Origin of the sequence: Kitasatospora sp. NPDC057542 (genome assembly GCF_042801945.1) — a bacterium.
Taxonomy (GTDB): Bacteria; Actinomycetota; Actinomycetes; order Streptomycetales; family Streptomycetaceae; genus Kitasatospora.
Genome location: NZ_JBHVFE010000136.1, coordinates 1 through 19,430 on the forward strand (window position 1 = coordinate 1; position 19,430 = coordinate 19,430).

Here is a 19,430-nt window from a genome sequence, read left to right on the forward strand (position 1 = left end):
GGGGTCTTTCGATGGAGCCCCCATGCGGAATCGAACCGCAGACCTTCTCCTTACCATGGAGACGCTCTACCGACTGAGCTATAGGGGCTTGCCGGGCTTTTCACCGGGCCGGTCGAACAAGGAAGACATTACACGGCCCCGGGCCCGGAAGGGAAATCGACCCCCGTCCGCCCGCTCCCGCACTCTCAGCCCTCGGCGTGCGCCGCGTCGAACTCCTCGCGGGCCGCCACCATCCGGCCTGCGTGGCGCTCCGTCCACCGGCCGACCGGCGCGAGCAGCTCGGCCAGCTCGCGGCCGAGCGGCAGCAGGTCGTAGACCACCCGCGGCGGCGTCTCCGGAAAGACCGTACGGAGCACCAGGCCGCTGCGCTCCAGGTTGCGCAGTGACTGGGTGAGCATCTTGCGGCTGACCCCGCCGACCCCGCGCTGGAGTTCGGAGAAGCGCTGCGGCCCGCACCCGAGGAGGCTCATCAGGATCAGCATCGACCACTTGTCGGCCAGCTCGGCGAACACGTCGCGACTGGGGCAGAGCCGGGCGAACACGTCGTACTCCTGCCCGTCCGGCACTTCCCGCTCCGCGGGCTGTCCGGCCCGCACCCGGGCCGCTTCCTCCGTCGTCATGGATCCAGGGTAGCCCCCAAGGTCTCCAATCCAGCCTTGGTAACCAACAGAGACCTGGTCTATATTGGAGACCGATCGAGGTCGGGGCCGCGGACCACCGCTGTGCGCCGGCCCCGTCCAGACCCTGCCCGCCCGCCGGCCCACGCCCGTCCCCCTGGAGTCCCGCATGACCGCCATCCGTCCGACCGTCGCCCTCGCCTACCACTCCGGCTACGGCCACACCGCCGTGATAGCCGAGGCCGTCGCCCGTGGCGCCGCCGCCGCAGGTGCCGAGGTCCTCCCGATCGCCGTCGACACCATCACCGAGGAGCAGTGGGCCCAGCTGGACGCCGCCGACGCGATCGTCTTCGGCTCCCCCACCTACATGGGCACCGCCTCCGGCGCCTTCCACGTCTTCGCCGAGGCCACCAGCAAGCGCTGGTTCACCGACGCCTGGAAGGACAAGGTCGCGGCCGGCTTCACCAACTCCGCGTCCAAGAGCGGCGACAAGGCGAGCACCCTCGCCTTCTTCCAGACCCTCGCCGCCCAGCACGGCATGAGCTGGGTCAACCTCGGCCTCAAGCCCGGCTGGAACGCCACCACCGCCTCCGAGAACGACCTCAACCGGCTCGGCTTCTTCAACGGTGCCGCCGCCTCGTCCCCGTCCGACGCCGGCCCGGAGGCCGTCCACAAGGCCGACATCGCCACCGCCGAGCACCTGGGCGAGCGCGTCGCCCGGCACACCGCCGTCGTGCTCGCCGGCCGCGCCGCACTGGCCGGCTGAACCCCCGCACACCTACGCCGCCGGGTCCGCCCCCAGCCGGGGCGCCCGGCGGCGTCCGCCGTCCACCGACCCGAGCTCCGCACCGGTGTTCTCCGGCAGCATCCGCAGGCACGCCAGGGCCAGCACGCCCAGCACCGCCAGGTACCAGCCCACCGGCTGCGCCGTCCCGTACGCCGCGGTCAGCCGGGTGGCCACCAACGGCGTCGTCGCCCCGCCGACCACCCCGCCCAGGTTGTACGTCAGCGCCGCGCCCGTGTAGCGCACCCGGGTCGGGAACAGCTCCGGCAGGAACGCCGCCAGCGGCCCGAACAGGCAGCCCAGCACCACCATCGCCCCCGCCAGCGCACCGAACATGAGCGGCCGGCTCACCGTCTCCAGCAGCGGGAACAACACCAGCGACCAGACCGCGGCCAGGCCCGTCGCCCACCCCAGGGTCCGCCGCCGCCCCCACCGGTCACTGTGCGAGGCGCTCAGCCACACCGTCACGGCCATGCCCACCGCGCCGGCCAGCAGCATCGACAGCACCAGCGTGCTCGCCACCCCGAGCCCGGTGGTCGCGTACGCCAGCGCGTACGTCGTGGTCAGGTAGAACAGCGCGTACCCCACGGTGATCGCCCCGCTGCCGGCCAACACCGGGCGCCAGTGCTCGCGCAGCACCTCCAGCACCGGCAGCCGCTCCCGGCGCTCCTCCGTCCGGAACAGCGGCGACTCCTCGACCCGCAACCGGACGAACAGCCCCACCACGACCATGACGAACGAGGCCAGGAACGGCACCCGCCAGCCCCACGCACGGAACGCCCCTTCGTCCAGGCCGAGTTGAAGCGCCAGGAACACCCCGTTCGCCAGCACGAACCCGATCGTCGGCCCCAGTTGCAGAAACCCCCCGTACCGGCCCCGCCGCCCGGGCGGCGCGTTCTCCGCGATCAGCAGCGCCGCCCCGCCCCACTCGCCGCCCAACCCGACGCCCTGACACACCCGCAGCACCACCAGCGCCGCCGGCGCCCACCACCCCCACACCCCGAACCCCGGCAACAGCCCCACCGCCGCCGTCGCCAGCCCCATCAGCAGCAACGACACCACCAGCGTCGCCTTCCGCCCCACCCGGTCCCCGAAGTGCCCGAACACCACCGCCCCCACCGGCCGGGCCAGGAACGCCACCGCGTACACCGAGAACGCCGCCAACAGCGCCCCCACCGTGCCCAGCCCGGGAAAGAACACCGGCCCGAACACCAACGCGGCCGCCGTCCCGTAAATGAAGAAGTCGTAGAACTCGATCGCCGTCCCGATCAGCGCCGCAGCCGCCGCCCGCCGCACCTGCCCGACCTGCCAAGCACCCTCCGCATCCATACCACCAACCCTCGCCACCCCGCCCCACCCCCACCATCCGCCACCCGAGTGACCGAGGCGCACAAACGCCGCCCCACGCCCCCGACATGCGCGAGGGCGCCAGGCCCCCCTGACGCCCCCACACATGTCATCGGCTCGCGGACGCGACTACCTCGCGTACGGGTTCTCCTCCGGCGGCACCGGCGGCTGGTACGACGGCGGAGGCGGAGGAAGCGGCGGGACGTGAACCGCCGGCTGTACGACCGGCTTCCGCCGACGCCACACCACGGCGAACACCGCACCGGCCAGCAGCACCAGCCCGGCCACCACACCTGCCACGATCGGCAGCGTTATGCTCGAACCCGACGCCCCGTCCGCCTTCGGCTGGGCCGACGGCGGAGCAACCGCCACATCGGTCGGGCTCTCGGCGGGAGTCGGTGCCGCCGACACGGAAGCAGGCGCACTCGCTGCAGGGGACAGGGCCGCCGACGGCGTAGCCACGTCGGCCGGAAGCGGCGACACGTTCGCCGGACCGGGGTCGCCCGGGTCCGTCAGTGCAATACGCGGCCGCACCGCGCCGTAGCCGATGAGGTCATTGCGACCGGACCCGTCATTCGCCTTCCCCGCGGTATTGATGAGCACCCGCAGGATCTGATTCCCCGTCCAGTCCGGGTGCAACGACCACACCAATGCCGCCGAGGCCGACACCATGGCGGTCGAGTCAGACGTCCCGTGACTCTTGCAGTAGCCCGTGGACGAGGTGCAGGCCGCGATCATGTCCATGCCAGGCGCGACAAATACCACTTGCGGGCCACGTTCGGACTCCGCCGTAACAGTGGCATTTCGATCCGAAGCTCCGACGCCAACCACCCCGGGGAGCGCGCCAGGGTACTCGACCGGATTCCCCTTCTCGGCTTCGTTTCCGACGGCGGCAAATATCAAAACCCCCTTCCCCCTGGCCGCCGCGATGACCCCGTTAAATTTCGCCACATCCGCCGGGAAAGCCGTTACCGCACCGATCCCTTGTGAAATGTTGATAACCTTTGCATCTTGGTCAACAGCGTAATTGACGGCCTGACCGATCTGATCCAGGAAGTCGGTTGAAACGAGCGACTCGACTTTTCCAGTGTTGATCTTCAACGGGAGGATCTTGACGCCAGGAGCCAGACCCAGTGCCCCCGTCCCCGCGTTCCCTTGCCGGTCCCAGCGATGAGGCTGGACATACCCGTACCATGGCCGTCCGCGAAGGTCCCCACACCACCGGGGCTCCCACTGAAGTCCTTGCCCGGCAGGAACTGCCCCTCCAGGTCGGGGTGATCCAGTTTGAACCCGCTGTCGATGACCGCGACAGTGACGCCCTGTCCCTTGGTGACCTTCCACATCTCCGAGGCGTGCATCGCCTCCAGATGCCACTGCTGCTGCCGAATCGTGTCTTCGGCTACAGCCGGCGTCGTCGCAGTCCCCACCACACACAGGCTCACAGCCCCAATGGCCGCGAACCGACGAGCCCACATCCTGCGATCCCCCAACAACTTGAACTACCTCGCGTACGGGTTGTCTCCCGGCGGCACCGGCGGCTGATACGACGGCGGAGGCGGCGGCACCGCCCCCATCGACTGCTGCGACGGCACCGGCGGCACCTGGGCCGCCTCAGGCTGCTCGGCCGACTTCCGCCGATGCCGCACCACGGCGAACACCACACCGGCCATCAACACCAGCCCGGCCGCCACACCCGCCACGATCGGCAACGTGCTGCTCGAACCCGACGGCTTCTCCGCCACCGGCTGCGCCGACGGCGCGCCCGCTGCCACATCGGTCGGGCTCCCAACCGGGCTCGGCGCCGAAGACGCGGGAGCTGACGCGCTCGCCGAAGGCGACGGAGCCGCCGACGGCGTAGCCGCGTCAGCTGGAAGCGGCGACACGTTCGCCGGACCAGGATCCCCAGGATCCGTCAACGCGATACGCGGACGCACAGCGCCATAACCGATGAGATCGTTGCGAACAGACCCGTCCTGCGGCTTTCCCGCCGTATTGATGAGGACCCGCAAAACCTGATTCGCGGTCCAGTCCTGATGCACCGACCAAACCAACGCAGCCGAGGCCGATACCAGGGCGGCAGCATCCGATGTCCCGTGACTCTGACAATATCCGGTATCCGCAGTGCAGGCCGCAACGATATCCATGCCGGGAGCAGCAAGGACCACCTGCGGACCCTTCTCGGATTCCGCGGTCACTGTAGCTCCGTGATCGACAGCTCCGACACCGACAACGTTGGGCAACCCACCCGGATACGACACCGGATTCCCCGCCTGCGCCTCGTTCCCAACGCTCGCAACCACCAGAACCCCCTTGGACCTTGCCCCCGCGAGGATTCGGGTCAGGCTTCCCACATCCTCCGATGAGAACCTGGCGGCATCCATACCCTGCGAGATATTGATTACCTTTGCGCCCTGGTCAACCGCATAATTTACCGCCTGGCCGACCTGAGAAAGGAAGTCGGACGGAAGAGCCGCCGAGACAGACCCATTATTGATCTTAAGCGGAAGAATCTTCACACCCGGGGCCAGGCCGTAAGCGCCTGTCCCGCCAACGCTCTTACCGGTTCCAGCGATCAAGCTGGACATCTCGGTTCCGTGGCCATCAGCATAGGCCCCTACCCCACCGGATCCGCCACTGAAGTCTTTACCCGGCAAAAATTGCCCCACGAGATCCGGATGATCCAGCTTGAAACCACCGTCGATGACGGCAACCGTGATCCCCTGCCCCTTGGAAACCTTCCACATCTCCGATGCGCGCATGGAATCCAGATGCCACTGCTTTTCGCGAATCGAGCCGTCCGCGACCGCGGGTGCTGCGACCGGGCCAACCACGATTCCCGCCGCCAGAAGCGCCGCAGCAGCAACCCGCCAACGCGCTCGCGCGTTCGTCCGCCCCATCACAACTCCTCGTCAATCTATCCGTCGACCGGGAAGCGCGCCCCGAACAAGCCTGCCCGGCCACTGGGGAAGCCCAGTGGCCGGGCAGTCATTGCCGTCCTACTCAATCACGTCCGGGTTGCTGTGCGGCGTACCGCTCGTCCAGGTCTCCTCGTCCTCGTGCAGGTAGTCGGCCCGCTTGCGGCGGTCGCGCTCGTTCCGGCCACCGTGGCCCGCCGTCCCGGGGGCCATCATGCCGTTCTGCCTGGACTGCGCACCGCCCTCGGCAGCACCCGCCGCGCGGTTGCGCAGGCCGGTACCACCGGGCGTGAACTCCCCGCTCGCGGTCGGCCCCTTGCGACCGCCGACCGTCCCGCCGGTGGTCGAGGCCAGGCCCCGGCCACGCGAGCCGCCACCGGCCCCGACCGCGCCACCATGAGCGCCGCCCATGCCGGGGTGCATGCCGCCGCCCATGCCGCCGGGCCCACCGACCCGGCCGCCGCCCGGCCCTGCCTCGCGCGCACCGAAGACCGTCCCGCTGGGCAGCCCCGGGGTGCCGCTCCTTCCCTGCCCCGGGCCACCGCCGAACGGGGTCGTACGCGGCGGGATCTGGCCGCCGCCCTTGCTGGGGACGAACCCGCTGCCACCGCCCTTGGTCGGGACGGTGCCACCGCCCGTTCCGGCGGGGAAGCCCGGAACCGGGCCGCCACCGGGGACGCCGGGTCCGGTGTTCGGGCCACTCGGCCCGTTCGGGTGGCCGGGAAGGGCGGTCGGTCCGTCCATGGGCAGCTGGCCGCTGCCGGGGCCGTACGGGCCGGTCTGGGTGGGCAGGGTCGGCGCGGGGGGCAGGCTGTTGAGGTCGGTGCCCGGACGGTTGACCGGGTCCGACGGGTAGGACGGCGGGGTCGAGGTCCCCAGGTCCTGCGGCGCGGGCGGCAGCTGGCCCCCGCCACCGTGCGGCGGTGGGGTGTTGCCCGGGTTGAACGGGCCGGGGCCACCCGAGCCCGGGTCACGGGGCAGGATCTTCCCTCCGCCGTAGCTCTCGCCGCCGCCCGGGTTGGGCCCGCCGCCGACGCTGCCCCCCGAACGCGGGTTGCGGACAGAACCGCCGGAGCCGGCACCGCCACCGCTCCCGCCATCTCGGGAGATTGCCTTGGAGTCGTTCTGATTCGACGGCGCAGGCGTCCCCGGCAGAGCCAAGTCGGTGCCGAGCCCGTTCAGCGCCGTCGCGGCCGCGGCATAGGCCTGCCCCAGCTTCTCCAACTGGTGGATGGCTTCCTGGTGCGCCTTGTAGACACGCTGCGAAGCGGCATCGGCATCGGTCGCGGTGACCCACGTCCCGGGGTTTCGCTTCTTCATGATCGAGTCGAGATTCGCGGCGGTCGGGCCTTCAGGCGTGAAGTTGGCCGACGTATAGGCCGCGGCGTCGGGCGGAGCCTGGCGCTGACGCGTATTCACGGTGGTGATGTCACAGGTCGGCACATCCGGCACGGCGGATTTGGCAAGGCTGAGTGCCGCGCCCGCGTGCTGCATGATCTCACCCGCACCGGCCGAGTACTTGCCCAGCAAGTCGGCCGACTGCTGCAGGTTCCTGACCCAGGTCTTGAAGCTCTCGCCGGCCTCACCTCCCCAGGTAACCTTGCCGACGTGCGCCGTCAGCGCCTGGCTCAGTTCCTGCAGAACACGGCCGGCGTCCTGAAGCTTGTTGCCACGGTCCAGTACCAACGCGGGGTTGGTGCCGTCGACCATGCCCTTGAGCGCTGCATGGTCGATCTGTTCGAAGTTCGTTCCCTCTGCCACTGTCTATTCCCCGTCTCCCCGTGAACTGTCTCGGCCGACCCTCATCAGAGGGAGCCGGAGGCTCCCGGCCCGGCCGCCGGCACACCCGCACCCTTCGCGATCGCGTTCTGGGCGGCGGTCGTGTGTTCCTCGTTGGTCGAGTACCTGCCCGCCGAGTTCATGACCGCTTCCTTCATCGCGTCGATCTGCGACATGAGGTCCTTGTGGAGCTTGACGAGCTGGGTGTGGGCTTTCTCGTAGGCGGTGGTCAGGGCCGTCGCTTCGGCGAACTCCGCACTCGCGAAGCTCTTGCCCGTCAGCTTCTGCTCCTGGAGCTTGTACGGCCCGGCCGCTGAACCTTCCATCGCGGCGAGCGTCGCCTCGACCTGCGCCGCGAAGTTCCTGAGCGTCCCGAGTTCGACCTCGACGTCGTGCTTACCGAAGGCCGCCACCAGGGCAGCGGCGCTGACGTTCGTCTGCACGGTACTGATGATGGGGGCGATGTTGATCCCCCCAAAAGGCCACGGAAGCTTCTGCTCCAGCATGAACGGCGTCGCATCCCCCGAAGGGTTCGCCGGTGCAGGAGTCTCCGACCCGTTCCCGTTACCTTCTGCCACAGCAGTTCACCTCTCCCCCGTACGGCCGGTCGCGCCCGGGCCGTCCCCGGGCGGCTCCGGGCCGCAAACACACCGTCAACTTCTGGGTCGTACCGTCCTGGTCGGTGCACCGCCCGCCCTGTGGACGGTTTCCGCCTCCGTCATCGTAGCCACCACCCCTGTCGGACCGGCAGGGCCCTTGGCCCGCCCGTACGCGATCGGTACGAACTTGACACGTACGAACCGTCACCGCGGCCCTGGGTAGACTGACCCGGTACGCCCCATCTGCCGCGCAATGTCGCACAGCAGCGACCCAAGGCCGCAGAACGGACGTGACCGCGTGAGCTCCTCCGACGCCTCCCCTTCCCCCTGGTGGGCCCGTGCTGCGCGGCCCGCACGGCCGCCGGTTCCGGTGGCGCTGATGGCGCGGGCGGCGGTGGGCATGGCGGTGCCGTTGGCGGTGGGGCTGCTGGCGCACCGGCTGGACCTGGGGGTGTTCGCCGGGCTCGGGGCTATGCACGCGACGATGAACGACCGGGTCGAGCCGGGCCGGCTTCGGGCCGCCCGGATCGGGACGGCCGTCCTCGCCTCCGCGCTCGGCATGCTGATCGGCACCGCCCTCCAGCACGCCGACGCGGACGGCCTCGTCCTGGGTGTCGCGCTGACGCTGACCGCCTTCGCCTCCGGTGCGCTGAGCGCGACCGGTCCGCGCGGTTCGGCAGCCGGGATGCTGCTGCTGGTGTCGGCCGCGCTGGGCAGTGGGATGCCGCTGCCGCAGCCGTGGTGGGCGGCGGCGCCGATGCTTCCGGTCGGGGCCGCGTTCGTGGTGCTGCTCGGGTTGCCGGCGGGGGCGCCGAACCGGCCCGCCGCGGATCCGCGCAACCGGGCGCTGGCCGCCGCGTACGACGCGCTCGGCCGCACGCTCGCCGACCTGGGCGGCCCGCGGGCGGCCGCCTCGCGCCAGGTGCTGACGGCCCGTCTGAACCAGCTCCAGGACCTCCTCGGCACGAGCCACCGGGACCGTCAGGACCACAGCGACCGCCGGGACCACAAAGACCACCGGGACCGCCAGGACCGCCGCGGCCGGATGTACGAGGCCGCCCTCGCCGCCACCGAGGCGGCGACCGGCCTGCTGTGGGCCCGCCGCCCGGTCCCGCCGGAGGTGGCCGAGGTCCCGAACCGGCTGGCGGCCGCCGTGCGGCAGGGCGGCGGCGAGGTCGCCGTCCCGAACTGGCGGCCCGACACCCCTTCGCGACAGGCCCTGGACGTGGCGCTGCGCGCCGCCGCCGACACCGTGGCCGGCCGCGACACCCGGCTCGGCACCGCCCCCGCTCCGCCGCCGGACCCCTGGCGGCTGCGGGCGCGGCTGCTGTCCCGGGGTTCGGTCCGGTACGGGCTGCGGGTCGCGCTGTGCATCGCTGCCGGTTCGGCGGTCACCGCCAACTACCCGCTCAGCAAGAGCTACTGGGTGCCGATGACGATCGCCTTCGTGCTGAAGCCGGACCTCGGCTCGGTGTTCCTGCGCGCGGTGAGCCGCTCGGTCGGCACGGTGCTCGGAGTGGCCGTGACCGCGGCGCTGCTCGTGGTCACCACCGACGAGTGGGCGCTGACCGCGATGGCCGCCCTCTGCGTGGCCCTGCTCCCGTACGCCACGGCGGCGCACTACGGGCTGAACACCGTGGTGATGACGCCGATGGCACTGGTCCTGCTCCAGCTGGGCGGGCAGAGCAGCGCCGCCGAGTTCCGGCCCCGGGTCCTGGACACCGTGCTGGCCAGCGCGGTCGTCCTGCTTTTCGGCTACCTGCTGTGGCCGGAGCGCCCGCGCCACCGGATCGAGCCAAAGCTGGTCGACGCGGCGACGGCGCTGCGGGCCTACCTCGACTCCGTCCTCCGGAACGGCAACGCCCAGGTGTGGCTGCGCCGTGCGGCCTACCGGTCGCTGGCGGACGCCCGCCGGGAGGTGCAGCAGGGGCTGGCCGAGCCCCCGCCCACCGGCCGGCTGGCCGAGCGGTGGCTGCCGGCGACGGCGGCGCTGGAGCGGCTGGGCGGCGCGGTGGCGGCCTTCGCGGCGCAGATCCGGTACGGCGGTCGGGTGCCGGACCCGGCCGAGGTCGACCGGGTGCGGCAGGCGCTGGACGAGCTGACCGCCGCCGCCCGGGCGCACCGCCCGCCGACGAACCCGGCGGCCGGTCCGACCGCCCCGCACGACCCGACGCGCAGCGCACTGGGCCGTGCGGCGGAGGAGCTCGAAACGCTCCTCCGCACCGGCTGACCCGGCTGACCCGGCTCAGACCTGCTCGGCCAGCTCCAGCCAGCTCATCTCCAGCTCCTCCTTCTCCTCCCGGACCGCGCGCAGCTGCGTGTCCAGCTCCGCGACCTTGGAGAAGTCGGCGGCGTGCTCGGCGAGTTGGGTGTGCAGCTTGGACTCCTTCTCGTCCAGCTTGGCGATCTGCCGCTCAAGCTTCTGCATCTCCTTCTTCGCCGCCCGCAGGTCCCCGCCGGACAGCGCAGGAGCAACGCCCTCGGCAGCCGAAGCGCCGGAGGTGCCCGAGACGCCCGACGCGCCCGAAGCAGCCGACGCGGCCGGAGCGGCAGCGGGTACCGCGGCGGCGGCCATCCGGGCCCGGCGCTCCAGGTACTCGTCCACGCCGTTCGGCAGCATCCGCATCTTCTTGTCGCCGAGCAGCGCCTGGACGGTGTCCGTGGTGCGCTCGATGAAGAAGCGGTCGTGGCTGATGACGATCATCGAGCCGGGCCAGCCGTCGAGCAGGTCCTCCAGCTGGTTGAGCGTCTCGATGTCCAGGTCGTTGGTGGGCTCGTCCAGGAACAGCACGTTGGGCTCGTCCATCAGCAGCCGCAGCAGCTGGAGCCGGCGCCGCTCGCCACCGGAGAGGTCGCCGACCGGCGTCCACTGCTTGTCCTTGCCGAAGCCGAACTGCTCGCACAGCTGGCCGGCGCTCATCTCCCGGCCCTTGCCGAGGTCGACCCGTGAGCGGACCTGCTCGACGGCCTGGAGCACCCGGGTCGCCGGGTCCAGCTCGGCAACCTCCTGCGACAGGTAGGCCAGCCGCACGGTCTTGCCGACCTTGATGACGCCCGACGCCGGCTGGACGTCGCCCTCCGAGGCGTACGCGTCGCGCAGGGCGCGCAGCAGCGAGGTCTTGCCGGCGCCGTTGACGCCGAGCAGACCGATCCGGTCGCCGGGGCCGAGCTGCCAGGTGACGTTCTCCAGCAGCAGCTTCGGGCCGGCCTTGACGGTCACGCCCTCCAGGTCGAAGACCGTCTTCCCGAGCCGCGCGTTGGCGAACTTCATCAGCTCGGACTTGTCGCGCGGCTCCGGCACGTCCGCGATCAGGGCGTTGGCGGCCTCGATCCGGTAGCGCGGCTTGGAGGTGCGGGCGGGGGCGCCGCGGCGCAGCCAGGCCAGCTCCTTGCGGGCCATGTTCTGGCGCTTCTGCTCCTCGACGGCCTCGATCCGGGAGCGCTCGGCGCGGGCGAAGACGTAGTCCGAGTAGCCACCCTCGTACTCGTGCACCTCGCCGTGCTGGACGTCCCACATCCGGGTGCAGACCTGGTCGAGGAACCAGCGGTCGTGGGTGACGCAGACCAGCGCCGAGCGGCGCTTCTGGAGGTGCGCGGCGAGCCAGTTGATGCCCTCGACGTCGAGGTGGTTGGTGGGCTCGTCGAGGACGACCAGGTCGGGCGAGCCGAGCAGCAGCTTGGCGAGGGCGATCCGGCGGCGCTCACCACCGGAGAGCGGGCCGATGACGGTGTCCAGGCCGTCGGCGAAGCCGGGCAGGTCGAGGCCGCCGAAGAGGCCCTCGATGATGTCGCGGATGCGGGCGTCGCCGAGCCACTCGTGGTCGGCCCGGTCGGCGATCACCTCGTGCCGGATGGTGGCCTCGGGGTCGAGCGAGTCGTGCTGGGTGAGGACGGCCATCTGCAGCCCGCCGGAGTGGGTGATCCGGCCGCCGTCCGGCTCCTCCAGCTTGGCGAGCATCCGGATCAGGGTGGTCTTGCCGTCGCCGTTGCGGCCGACGACGCCGATCCGGTCGCCCTCGCTGACGCCCAGGCTGACCGCGTCCAGCAGGGTGCGGGTGCCGTAGACCTTCGTGACGGACTCGATGGTGGCGAGGTTGACGGCCACGTGTGCTGCGCTCCTGGGTTCGGCGGTCGCGGGGCGGCCCACTGCTCGACGGCCGGGCACCCCTCTCGGGGACACCCCGATCTCTCCAGCCTAATGGGCCCGCCGCGGCACCTTCACCGCGTCAGCCCGCGACGGAGGCCCCCGGCACCGGCCCGTGGGTGGCGTGCGCGGTCCGGCAGGTGCCGGAGGCCCTCAGCGCTTCGGCCACCACGGCGGCGGCCTCGGCGTCCTTGACCAGGAAGGCGCAGGTCGGCCCGGAGCCGGAGACGAGCGCCCCGAGCGCGCCCGCCTCGGTGCCGGCCCGCAGGGTGGCGGCGAGCGCGGGGCGCAGCGAGAGCGCGGCGGGCTGGAGGTCGTTGGCGAGCGCGGCGGCCAGGGCGACGACATCGCCCTGGGCGAGCGCGGCGAGCAGCGCCGGGTCGGCGTCCGGGGTGGGGACGTCGGTGTCGCTGGAGCCGGTGCCGGCCTCCTCGCGCAGCCGGTCGCACTCGCGGAACACGGCGGGGGTGGACAGGCCGCCCTCGGCGACCGCGAAGACCCAGTGGAAGGTGCCCTCGACGGCCAGCGGCTCCAGGATCTCGCCCCGGCCGCGGCCCAGTGCGACGCCGCCGAGCAGGGCGAACGGCACGTCGGAGCCGAGTTCGGCGGCCAGCTCCAGCAGCACCGGAAGCGGGGTGTCCAGCTGCCAGAGCGCGTCGCAGGCGACCAGTGCGGCAGCGCCGCCGGCGCTGCCGCCGGCCATCCCGCCGGCCACCGGGATGGCCTTGGCGATGTGCAGGTGCACGCCCGGGTCGGCGATGCCGTGGTGGGCGGCGAGCAGCCGGGCGGCGCGGGCGGCGAGGTTGCTGTCGTCCAGCGGGACGACGGCGGCGTCCGGCCCGGAGCAGCTCAGCGTCACGCCCTCCCCGGCGGCGGCGGTGACCTCGTCCCCGAGGGCGACGGCGAAGAAGACGTTGGCCAGGTCGTGGAAGCCGTCGGCGCGCAGCCCGCCGACCCCCAGCTGGACGTTGACCTTGGCCGGCACCCGTACGGTGATCACGCGGACTCCCCGGTCGTGTGCCCGGCGGGCCTGTGCTCGACGGTCGTGTGCCCGGCGGGCTTGTGCTCGGCGATCGCGGCGAACTGCTCCACCGTCAGCATCTCGCCGCGCAGCTTGTGGTCGATGCCGGCCGCCGCGAGCGCCTGCTCGGCCCCGGCGGCGGAGCCCGCCCAGCCGGCCAGCGCGGCGCGCAGGGTCTTGCGCCGCTGGGCGAACGCGGCGTCGACCACCGCGAACACCTCCTCGCGGCTGGCGCTGGTCTTCGGCGGCTCGCGGCGGATCAGCGAGACCAGCCCGGAGTCGACGTTGGGGGCGGGCCAGAACACGTTCCGCCCGATGGCGCCGGCCCGCTTCACGTCGGCGTACCAGTTGGCCTTGACCGACGGGACTCCGTACACCTTGTTGCCCGGCTTGGCGGCGAGCCGGTCGGCGACCTCGCTCTGCACCATCACCAGGGTCCGCTCGATGCTGGGGAAGGTCGCCAGCATGTGCAGCAGGACGGGCACCGCGACGTTGTACGGGAGGTTGGCGACCAGCGCGGTGGGCGCCGGCCCGGGCAGCTCGGTGACCTCCATGGCGTCGCTGAACACCAGGTCGAACGAGTCCGCCTTGCCCGGGATCCGGGCCGCGACGGTGTCCGGCAGGTGCTGCGCCAGCACCGGGTCGATCTCGACCGCGGTCACGTGCCGCGCCACCTCCAGCAGCGCCAGCGTGAGCGAGCCGAGCCCTGGCCCGACCTCCACCACCGCGTCCTGCTCCGTCACCTCGGCGGCGCGGACGATCCGCCGCACGGTGTTGCCGTCGATGACGAAGTTCTGCCCGCGCTGCTTGGTCGGCTTCACGCCGAACGCGGCCGCCAGCTCCCGGATGTCGGCGCTGCCCAGCAAGGGGGTCCCCCCGGCCGGAGGCTGGGGGCGGCTGTCAGGGGTGGGGTCGGTGGTGCTCACGCGCCAAGGATACGGGCGCCGGAGGTGCCCTCCGGACTCGCCGATCCGAAGGGCACCGCTCGATCCGGCTCAGTGGCCGGAGGTGGGGCTCAGTAGCCGAAGGCCCGGGCGGTGTTCGCCGCGATGGCCGCGGACAGCTCGTCCTCGGCCAGCCCCAGGGTGGTGGCCATCGAGCGCACCGTGACCGGGATCAGGTACGGGGCGTTCGGGCGGCCGCGGTAGGGGTGCGGGGTGAGGAACGGGGCGTCGGTCTCGACCAGGATCCGGTCCGGCGGGGTGGCGAGCAGGGCGTCGCGCAGCGGCTGGTTGGCCTTGAAGGTGACCGGACCGGCGAAGGAGAGGTACCAGCCGTTCTCGGCGCAGGTCTTCGCCATCTCCGCGTCGCCGGAGTAGCAGTGGAAGACCGTCCGTTCCGGGGCGCCCTCCTCCAGCAGGACGGCGATGACGTCCTCGTGGGCGTCCCGGTCGTGGATGACCAGGGCCTTGCCGTGCCGCTTGGCCATCTCGATGTGGCGGCGGAACGACTCCTTCTGGATCTCCACGCCCTCCGGCCCGGTGCGGAAGTAGTCCAGGCCTGTCTCGCCGACCGCCACCACCTGCGGCAGTGCGGCGAGCCGGTCGATCTCGGCGAGCGCCTCGTCCAGCGCGGCGGCGCCGCCGGCCTTCCGCTGCTGCCCGGACCAGCCGTCCGGGTCGCCGAGGAAGATCCGCGGCGCCTCGTTGGGGTGCAGGGCGACGGCCGCGTGCACCTGCTCGTACTGCGCCGCCAGTTCGGCGGCCCAGCGCGAGCCGGGCACGTCACAGCCCACCTGGACCACCGTGGTGACCCCGACCGAGGCGGCCTTCGCCAGGCCCTCGGCCGGGGTGCCGGACTGCATGTCCAGGTGGGTGTGCGAGTCGGCCACCGCCACCGCCAGGGGTTCCGGCAGCGGCGGCGGGGTCGACCGGTCGTCCTTGGCGGCCATGTCAGGCGGTCGGCTTCTCTTCGAGGCGCGGGAAGAGGATCTCGCCCTTGGTGACGGTGGCACCGGCGGGCAGCCGGCCCCAGTCGGCCACGGTGGCGACGGTCTGCGCGGAGAGCGCGCCCAGCCCGGCGGCCTCGGCGCCCAGCGAGGCCCACAGCTTCTCGGCGGTGGACGGCATCACCGGGTTGAGCAGCACGGCGGTGGCGCGCAGTGCCTCGGCGGCGGTGTAGAGGATGGTGGCCAGGCGGGCCCGGCCCTCGGCCGAGTCGTCCTTGGCGACCTTCCAGGGCTCCTGCTCGGTGAGGTAGCCGTTGACCTGCTTGACGAACTCGAAGATCGCCGCGAGGCCGCCGGCGAAGTCCAGCTCCTCGCCGATCTTCCGGTCGGCCGTCTCGACGGCCCTGGTCAGCCCGTCCGCCACGGCCTGCTCGGCGTCGCCCGCGGCGGTGGCGGAGGGCAGCACCCCGTCGAAGTACTTGCCGACCATCGCGGCGACCCGGGAGGCCAGGTTGCCGAAGTCGTTGGCCAGCTCGGAGGTGTACCGGGCGGTGAAGTCCTCCCAGGAGAACGAGCCGTCGGTGCCGAACGGGATCGCCCGCAGGAAGTAGTAGCGGTACGCGTCCACCCCGAAGTGCGAGGTCAGGTCGGTGGGCGCGATGCCGGTCAGGTTGGACTTGGACATCTTCTCGCCGCCGACCATCAGCCAGCCGTTGGCCACGACCCGCTTGGGCAGCGGCAGTCCGGCGGCCATCAGCATGGCGGGCCAGATGACGGCGTGGAAGCGCAGGATGTCCTTGCCGACCAGGTGGACGGAGGCGGGCCACAGCTCGGCGAAGCGCTCCGGGTCGCTGCCGTAGCCGGCCGCGGTGATGTAGTTCTGCAGCGCGTCGACCCACACGTAGAGGACGTGCTTCTCGTCCCAGGGCAGCGGCACGCCCCAGTCGAAGGTGGAGCGGGAGATCGAGAGGTCCTTGAGGTCCTGCTCGACGAAGCGCAGCACCTCGTTGCGGGCCGAGGCCGGCTGGATGAAGTCCGGGTTCGCCGCGTAGAACTCCAGCAGCTGCGGGCCGTAGGCGGAGAGGCGGAAGAAGTAGTTCTCCTCCTCCAGCCACTCGACCGGCCGCTTGTGCACGGTGCAGAGCTTCTCGTCCGCGGTCGCGCCGTCGAGCAGCTCGGACGGGAGCTTGAACTCCTCGCAGCCGACGCAGTACGGGCCGGAGTAGCCGCCCTTGTAGATCTCGCCCTTGTCGTACAGGTCCTGGACGAACTCCTGCACCCGGGCGGTGTGCCGCTCCTCGGTGGTGCGGATGAAGTCGTCGTTGGCGATCTCCAGGTGCTCCCAGAGCGGCTTCCAGGCCTCCTCGACCAGCTTGTCGCACCACTCCTGCGGGCTGACGCCGTTCGCCTCGGCGGTCCGCATGATCTTCTGACCGTGCTCGTCGGTGCCGGTCAGGTACCACACCTTCTCGCCGCGCTGGCGGTGCCAGCGGGTGAGGACGTCGCCCGCCACGGTGGTGTACGCGTGGCCCAGGTGCGGGCGATCGTTGACGTAGTAGATCGGGGTGGAAACGTAGTACGCCGGGGCGCTCGCCCCGGTGGTGCTGTGGTCTGCAGTGGCCGCCATGGTCGGAAAGCTTAGTCGGGCGCACGGACCGCCCTCGACCGAGTTGTCTCCCGGCCGGGGGCGGTCCCTCCTGCGTCGCCCCGGTGTCAGCCCAGCAGCCGCGACCAGAACCGGGCCCAGCGTCCGCGCGGCCGGACGGGCTCGGCCACCGGGGGCGTCCCGGCCGGCTCGGCGTGCGCCGGGTAGCCGGGGGCGTTCTGCCACGGCTGGTCCGCGGAGGCCACCCGGCCCTCGCGCATGATCCGAACGGTGTGGCCGCCGCACCCCGGGCAGGTCGGCTTGAGCAGCGGGGACGGCACCCGGCCGCCGTTGGCGTGGTACTCGAACACGACGTGCCCGTCCCTGGCCACGTGGTGCTCGATGTCGTACGCCTGCTCCCAGCCGTACCCGCAGCGCAGGCACGCGAAGGAGTAGGCCTCCCGTACGGTCTCGACGGGAGTGTGCGGCCGGCCGGCCAGGCCTGCCGTGCTCAGCGCATTGCCACCGCGGGGGCTGCCGACAACATCGCTCATAGCCGTCTCCCAGCGCCCGCCGGACGTTCGTCCGGCTGGGTCTTTCCCTTCCAGGAAATGCCCGGACCGCCTCGGCCGATGCCCCACTTGTGAAGACTTGGATGCGGGTTGGGCAGCCCTATACGAAGGGCCTTCCCAGGACCGAGAACCGCGACCGAAACTTCAGCTCAGCGGGTGTTTACCGGGGCCTTCCCTCCACGGTACGACTCCCCGTGAGCAACGCAAGCCCCGGAGTTCACCCCTTTCCCGGACCGCCCTCCAGGCTTTCCTTCTTCGCCGCCACGACCGCGTCGAAAACCTCCCGCTTGGGCAGCGAGAGTTCCACCGCGACGGCCGCGATGGCCTCCTTTCGGCGCTCCCCGGCCTCCTCACGGACGGCCACCAGCCGGGCCAGCTCGGCCGGGGTCAGTTCCTGCGGCGCGGCCGGCGGGGCGCCGGCGACCACGACGGTGATCTCGCCCTTGACGCCTTCGGCCGCCCAGGCCGCGAGCTCGCCGATCGGCCCGCGCTTGACCTCCTCGTAGGTCTTGGTGAGCTCGCGGCAGACGGCGGCCGGCCGCTCCGGCCCGAACGCCTCGGCCATCGCCGTCAGCGCCTCGGCGATCCGGTGCGGCGCCTCGAAGAAGACCATGGTGCGCGGCTCGGCGGCGATCGAGGCGAGCTGCCGGGCCCGGTCGCCGCTCTTGCGCGGCAGGAAGCCCTCGAAGGTGAAGCGGTCCACCGGCAGGCCGGACAGCGCGAGCGCGGTGAGCACCGCCGAGGGCCCGGGCACCGCGGTGACCTTGACGTCGGCGGCCACGGCGGCGGCGACCAGCCGGTAGCCGGGGTCGGAGACCGAGGGCATGCCGGCGTCGGTGACCAGCAGCACCCGGGCGCCGCCGAGCAGCGCCTCGACCAGTTCGGGGGTGCGGCCGACCTCGTTGCCCTCGAAGTAGGAGACCACCCGTCCCGCCGGGGTCACCCCGAGCGCCTGGGTGAGCCGGCGCAGCCGCCGGGTGTCCTCGGCCGCGATCACGTCCGCCGTGGCCAGTTCGTTGACCAGCCGGGGCGGGGCGTCCGAGACGTCGCCGATGGGGGTGCCTGCGAGAACGAGTACTCCTGTCACGGTCCCCATCCTTGCAGCTGCCGAGCGCCCAGGGCTTTTGGTGACGATTCGGGCAGCTTCCGAGGGAGCGGACACGCGTGCGAGGAGCGCCCCTACGATGTGGCGGATGAACGGCGACACGGCGGCGCAGACGCCCACTGGTACGGACCGATCCGCGTACGGCGGCGTCGGTCTGCCGTCCCCCCGCTCACCACGGACCGGCCCCGCCGACTGGCGCGAACGCCTGGCCCGGTACGGCTACACCGCCCGTCCCGCGGCGACGCTCACCGAGCGCCTGGCGCCGCCGATGCCGGACGGCCCCCGGGTGACGCCCCGGGACGTGCCGCAGTCGCCGCTACTGCTGCGGATGGGCGTCTCGCTGCCGCAGGGCCTGTGGTTCTTCCTCTGCCGCTGGGCCGGCTGGCTGGGTCCGATCGCGGTGGCGGTGTTCGCCGGCGTCCTGCGGTTCACCAACCTCGGGCAGCCGCACGCGATCATCTTCGACGAGACGTACTACGCCAAGGACGCCTACGCGCTCTGGCACGGCGGCTACGAGATCAGCTGGCCGGAGGACGCCAACACCACGATCATGACGCCGGGCGCGGCCGTCCCGTACCGGGCGACGCCCTCGTACGTGGTGCACCCGCCGGTGGGCAAGTGGATCATCGGCGCGGGCGAGCAGCTGTTCGGCATGAACCCCTTCGGCTGGCGGTTCGCGGTGGCCCTGCTCGGCACCCTGTCGGTGCTGATGGTGGCCCGGATCGCCCGCCGGATGTTCCGCTCCACGCTGCTCGGCTGTGTGGCGGGCCTGCTGCTCTCGGTGGACGGCCTGCACCTGGTGCTCAGCCGGGCGGCCCTGCTCGACCTGGTGGTGATGTTCTGGACCCTCGCCGCCTTCGGCTTCCTGCTGCTGGACCGCGACCGCACCCGGGCCCTGCTGGCCCGGAGGCTGGGCGGGATCGAGAACCCGCAGCTCGCCCAGCGGCTGAACCTGGGCTGGCGCCCGTACCGGATCGCGGCCGGCGTCTGCGTCGGCCTGACCTGCGCCACCAAGTGGAGCGGCCTGTACGTCATGGCGGCCTTCGGCCTGCTGACCGTGCTCTGGGACGTCGG

The 19,430-nt window shown here is 71.9% G+C and carries 17 protein-coding genes and 1 tRNA gene; 3 read left to right on the forward strand and 15 right to left on the reverse strand.

What is annotated here, in order from left to right:
• Positions 1–12: 12 nt before the first annotated feature.
• A tRNA-Thr gene (locus ACFU7Y_RS18995) sits at positions 13–88 on the reverse strand.
• Between the two features lie 97 nt (positions 89–185).
• On the reverse strand, positions 186–620 hold the full coding sequence (locus tag ACFU7Y_RS19000) for a helix-turn-helix domain-containing protein (RefSeq protein WP_224283059.1): 435 nt from the start codon (positions 618–620) through the stop codon (positions 186–188).
• Between the two features lie 166 nt (positions 621–786).
• Between ACFU7Y_RS19000 and ACFU7Y_RS19005 the strand changes: the two genes are divergently transcribed.
• Positions 787–1,383, forward strand: coding sequence for a flavodoxin family protein (locus tag ACFU7Y_RS19005; protein WP_380768916.1), 597 nt, complete (start codon positions 787–789; stop codon positions 1,381–1,383).
• Between the two features lie 12 nt (positions 1,384–1,395).
• Here ACFU7Y_RS19005 and ACFU7Y_RS19010 read toward each other — a convergent pair whose 3' ends face one another.
• From ACFU7Y_RS19010 to ACFU7Y_RS19035, 6 genes are all read right to left on the reverse strand, one after another.
• A complete protein-coding gene (locus ACFU7Y_RS19010; RefSeq protein ID WP_224283057.1) occupies positions 1,396–2,730 on the reverse strand; it encodes an MFS transporter in 1,335 nt (444 codons plus the stop codon).
• A 147-nt stretch (positions 2,731–2,877) separates the two neighbouring features.
• Complete coding sequence (locus tag ACFU7Y_RS19015) at positions 2,878–3,849, reverse strand: S8 family serine peptidase (protein WP_380768918.1); 972 nt, start codon at positions 3,847–3,849, stop codon at positions 2,878–2,880.
• Complete coding sequence (locus tag ACFU7Y_RS19020) at positions 3,846–4,175, reverse strand: S8 family serine peptidase (protein WP_380768919.1); 330 nt, start codon at positions 4,173–4,175, stop codon at positions 3,846–3,848. The genes ACFU7Y_RS19015 and ACFU7Y_RS19020 overlap by 4 nt, the downstream gene beginning before the upstream one ends.
• Positions 4,176–4,247: 72 nt before the next feature.
• The gene (locus ACFU7Y_RS19025) at positions 4,248–5,645 is read right to left on the reverse strand and encodes a S8 family serine peptidase (RefSeq protein ID WP_224283055.1); all 1,398 of its coding nucleotides are present in this window, start codon (positions 5,643–5,645) and stop codon (positions 4,248–4,250) included.
• A 99-nt stretch (positions 5,646–5,744) separates the two neighbouring features.
• Positions 5,745–7,424 (reverse strand): hypothetical protein, encoded by a 1,680-nt coding sequence (locus tag ACFU7Y_RS19030; protein ID WP_380768921.1) that lies wholly within the window; start codon positions 7,422–7,424, stop codon positions 5,745–5,747.
• 44 nt (positions 7,425–7,468) lie between these two features.
• Positions 7,469–7,948: a hypothetical protein gene (locus ACFU7Y_RS19035; protein ID WP_224285057.1), complete on the reverse strand. Its 480-nt coding sequence runs from the start codon at positions 7,946–7,948 to the stop codon at positions 7,469–7,471.
• 391 nt (positions 7,949–8,339) lie between these two features.
• Here ACFU7Y_RS19035 and ACFU7Y_RS19040 point away from each other — a divergent pair, with 391 nt between their 5' ends.
• Positions 8,340–10,271 (forward strand): FUSC family protein, encoded by a 1,932-nt coding sequence (locus ACFU7Y_RS19040; protein WP_380768923.1) that lies wholly within the window; start codon positions 8,340–8,342, stop codon positions 10,269–10,271.
• Positions 10,272–10,286: 15 nt separating this feature from the next.
• On the opposite strand, the gene ACFU7Y_RS19045 is transcribed toward ACFU7Y_RS19040, so the two are convergent.
• From ACFU7Y_RS19045 to rsmI, 7 genes are all read right to left on the reverse strand, one after another.
• A complete protein-coding gene (locus ACFU7Y_RS19045; RefSeq protein ID WP_224285222.1) occupies positions 10,287–12,146 on the reverse strand; it encodes an ABC-F family ATP-binding cassette domain-containing protein in 1,860 nt (619 codons plus the stop codon).
• Between the two features lie 121 nt (positions 12,147–12,267).
• Positions 12,268–13,185, reverse strand: coding sequence for a 4-(cytidine 5'-diphospho)-2-C-methyl-D-erythritol kinase (locus tag ACFU7Y_RS19050; protein WP_380768925.1), 918 nt, complete (start codon positions 13,183–13,185; stop codon positions 12,268–12,270).
• Positions 13,182–14,132: a 16S rRNA (adenine(1518)-N(6)/adenine(1519)-N(6))-dimethyltransferase RsmA gene (gene rsmA, locus ACFU7Y_RS19055; protein WP_380768927.1), complete on the reverse strand. Its 951-nt coding sequence runs from the start codon at positions 14,130–14,132 to the stop codon at positions 13,182–13,184. Before rsmA ends, ACFU7Y_RS19050 begins: the two co-directional genes overlap by 4 nt.
• Positions 14,133–14,221: 89 nt before the next feature.
• Positions 14,222–15,097: a TatD family hydrolase gene (locus ACFU7Y_RS19060; protein WP_380768929.1), complete on the reverse strand. Its 876-nt coding sequence runs from the start codon at positions 15,095–15,097 to the stop codon at positions 14,222–14,224.
• A 1-nt stretch (position 15,098) separates the two neighbouring features.
• Entirely contained in the window at positions 15,099–16,721 is a 1,623-nt protein-coding gene (metG, locus tag ACFU7Y_RS19065; protein WP_224282666.1) for a methionine--tRNA ligase, read from the reverse strand.
• Positions 16,722–16,807: 86 nt separating this feature from the next.
• Positions 16,808–17,233, reverse strand: a complete 426-nt coding sequence (locus tag ACFU7Y_RS19070) for a hypothetical protein (protein ID WP_224282667.1) — start codon at positions 17,231–17,233, stop codon at positions 16,808–16,810.
• Between the two features lie 235 nt (positions 17,234–17,468).
• A complete protein-coding gene (rsmI, locus tag ACFU7Y_RS19075) occupies positions 17,469–18,338 on the reverse strand; it encodes a 16S rRNA (cytidine(1402)-2'-O)-methyltransferase (RefSeq protein WP_224282668.1) in 870 nt (289 codons plus the stop codon).
• Between the two features lie 106 nt (positions 18,339–18,444).
• Here rsmI and ACFU7Y_RS19080 point away from each other — a divergent pair.
• Positions 18,445–19,430 (forward strand): phospholipid carrier-dependent glycosyltransferase (locus ACFU7Y_RS19080; protein WP_380768932.1); only part of this gene is annotated, 986 nt, incomplete at its 3' end.

Excerpts from the sequence above, each read along its gene's own strand:
- ACFU7Y_RS19000 (WP_224283059.1), bottom strand. The coding sequence starts at position 620 with ATGACGACGGAGGAAGCGGCCCGGGTGCGGGCCGGACAGCCCGCGGAG.
- ACFU7Y_RS19005 (WP_380768916.1), top strand. The coding sequence starts at position 787 with ATGACCGCCATCCGTCCGACCGTCGCCCTCGCCTACCACTCCGGCTAC.
- ACFU7Y_RS19010 (WP_224283057.1), bottom strand. The coding sequence starts at position 2,730 with ATGGATGCGGAGGGTGCTTGGCAGGTCGGGCAGGTGCGGCGGGCGGCG.
- ACFU7Y_RS19025 (WP_224283055.1), bottom strand. The coding sequence starts at position 5,645 with ATGGGGCGGACGAACGCGCGAGCGCGTTGGCGGGTTGCTGCTGCGGCG.
- ACFU7Y_RS19035 (WP_224285057.1), bottom strand. The coding sequence starts at position 7,948 with ATGCTGGAGCAGAAGCTTCCGTGGCCTTTTGGGGGGATCAACATCGCC.
- ACFU7Y_RS19060 (WP_380768929.1), bottom strand. The coding sequence starts at position 15,097 with ATGGCCGCCAAGGACGACCGGTCGACCCCGCCGCCGCTGCCGGAACCC.
- metG (WP_224282666.1), bottom strand. The coding sequence starts at position 16,721 with ATGGCGGCCACTGCAGACCACAGCACCACCGGGGCGAGCGCCCCGGCG.
- ACFU7Y_RS19070 (WP_224282667.1), bottom strand. The coding sequence starts at position 17,233 with ATGAGCGATGTTGTCGGCAGCCCCCGCGGTGGCAATGCGCTGAGCACG.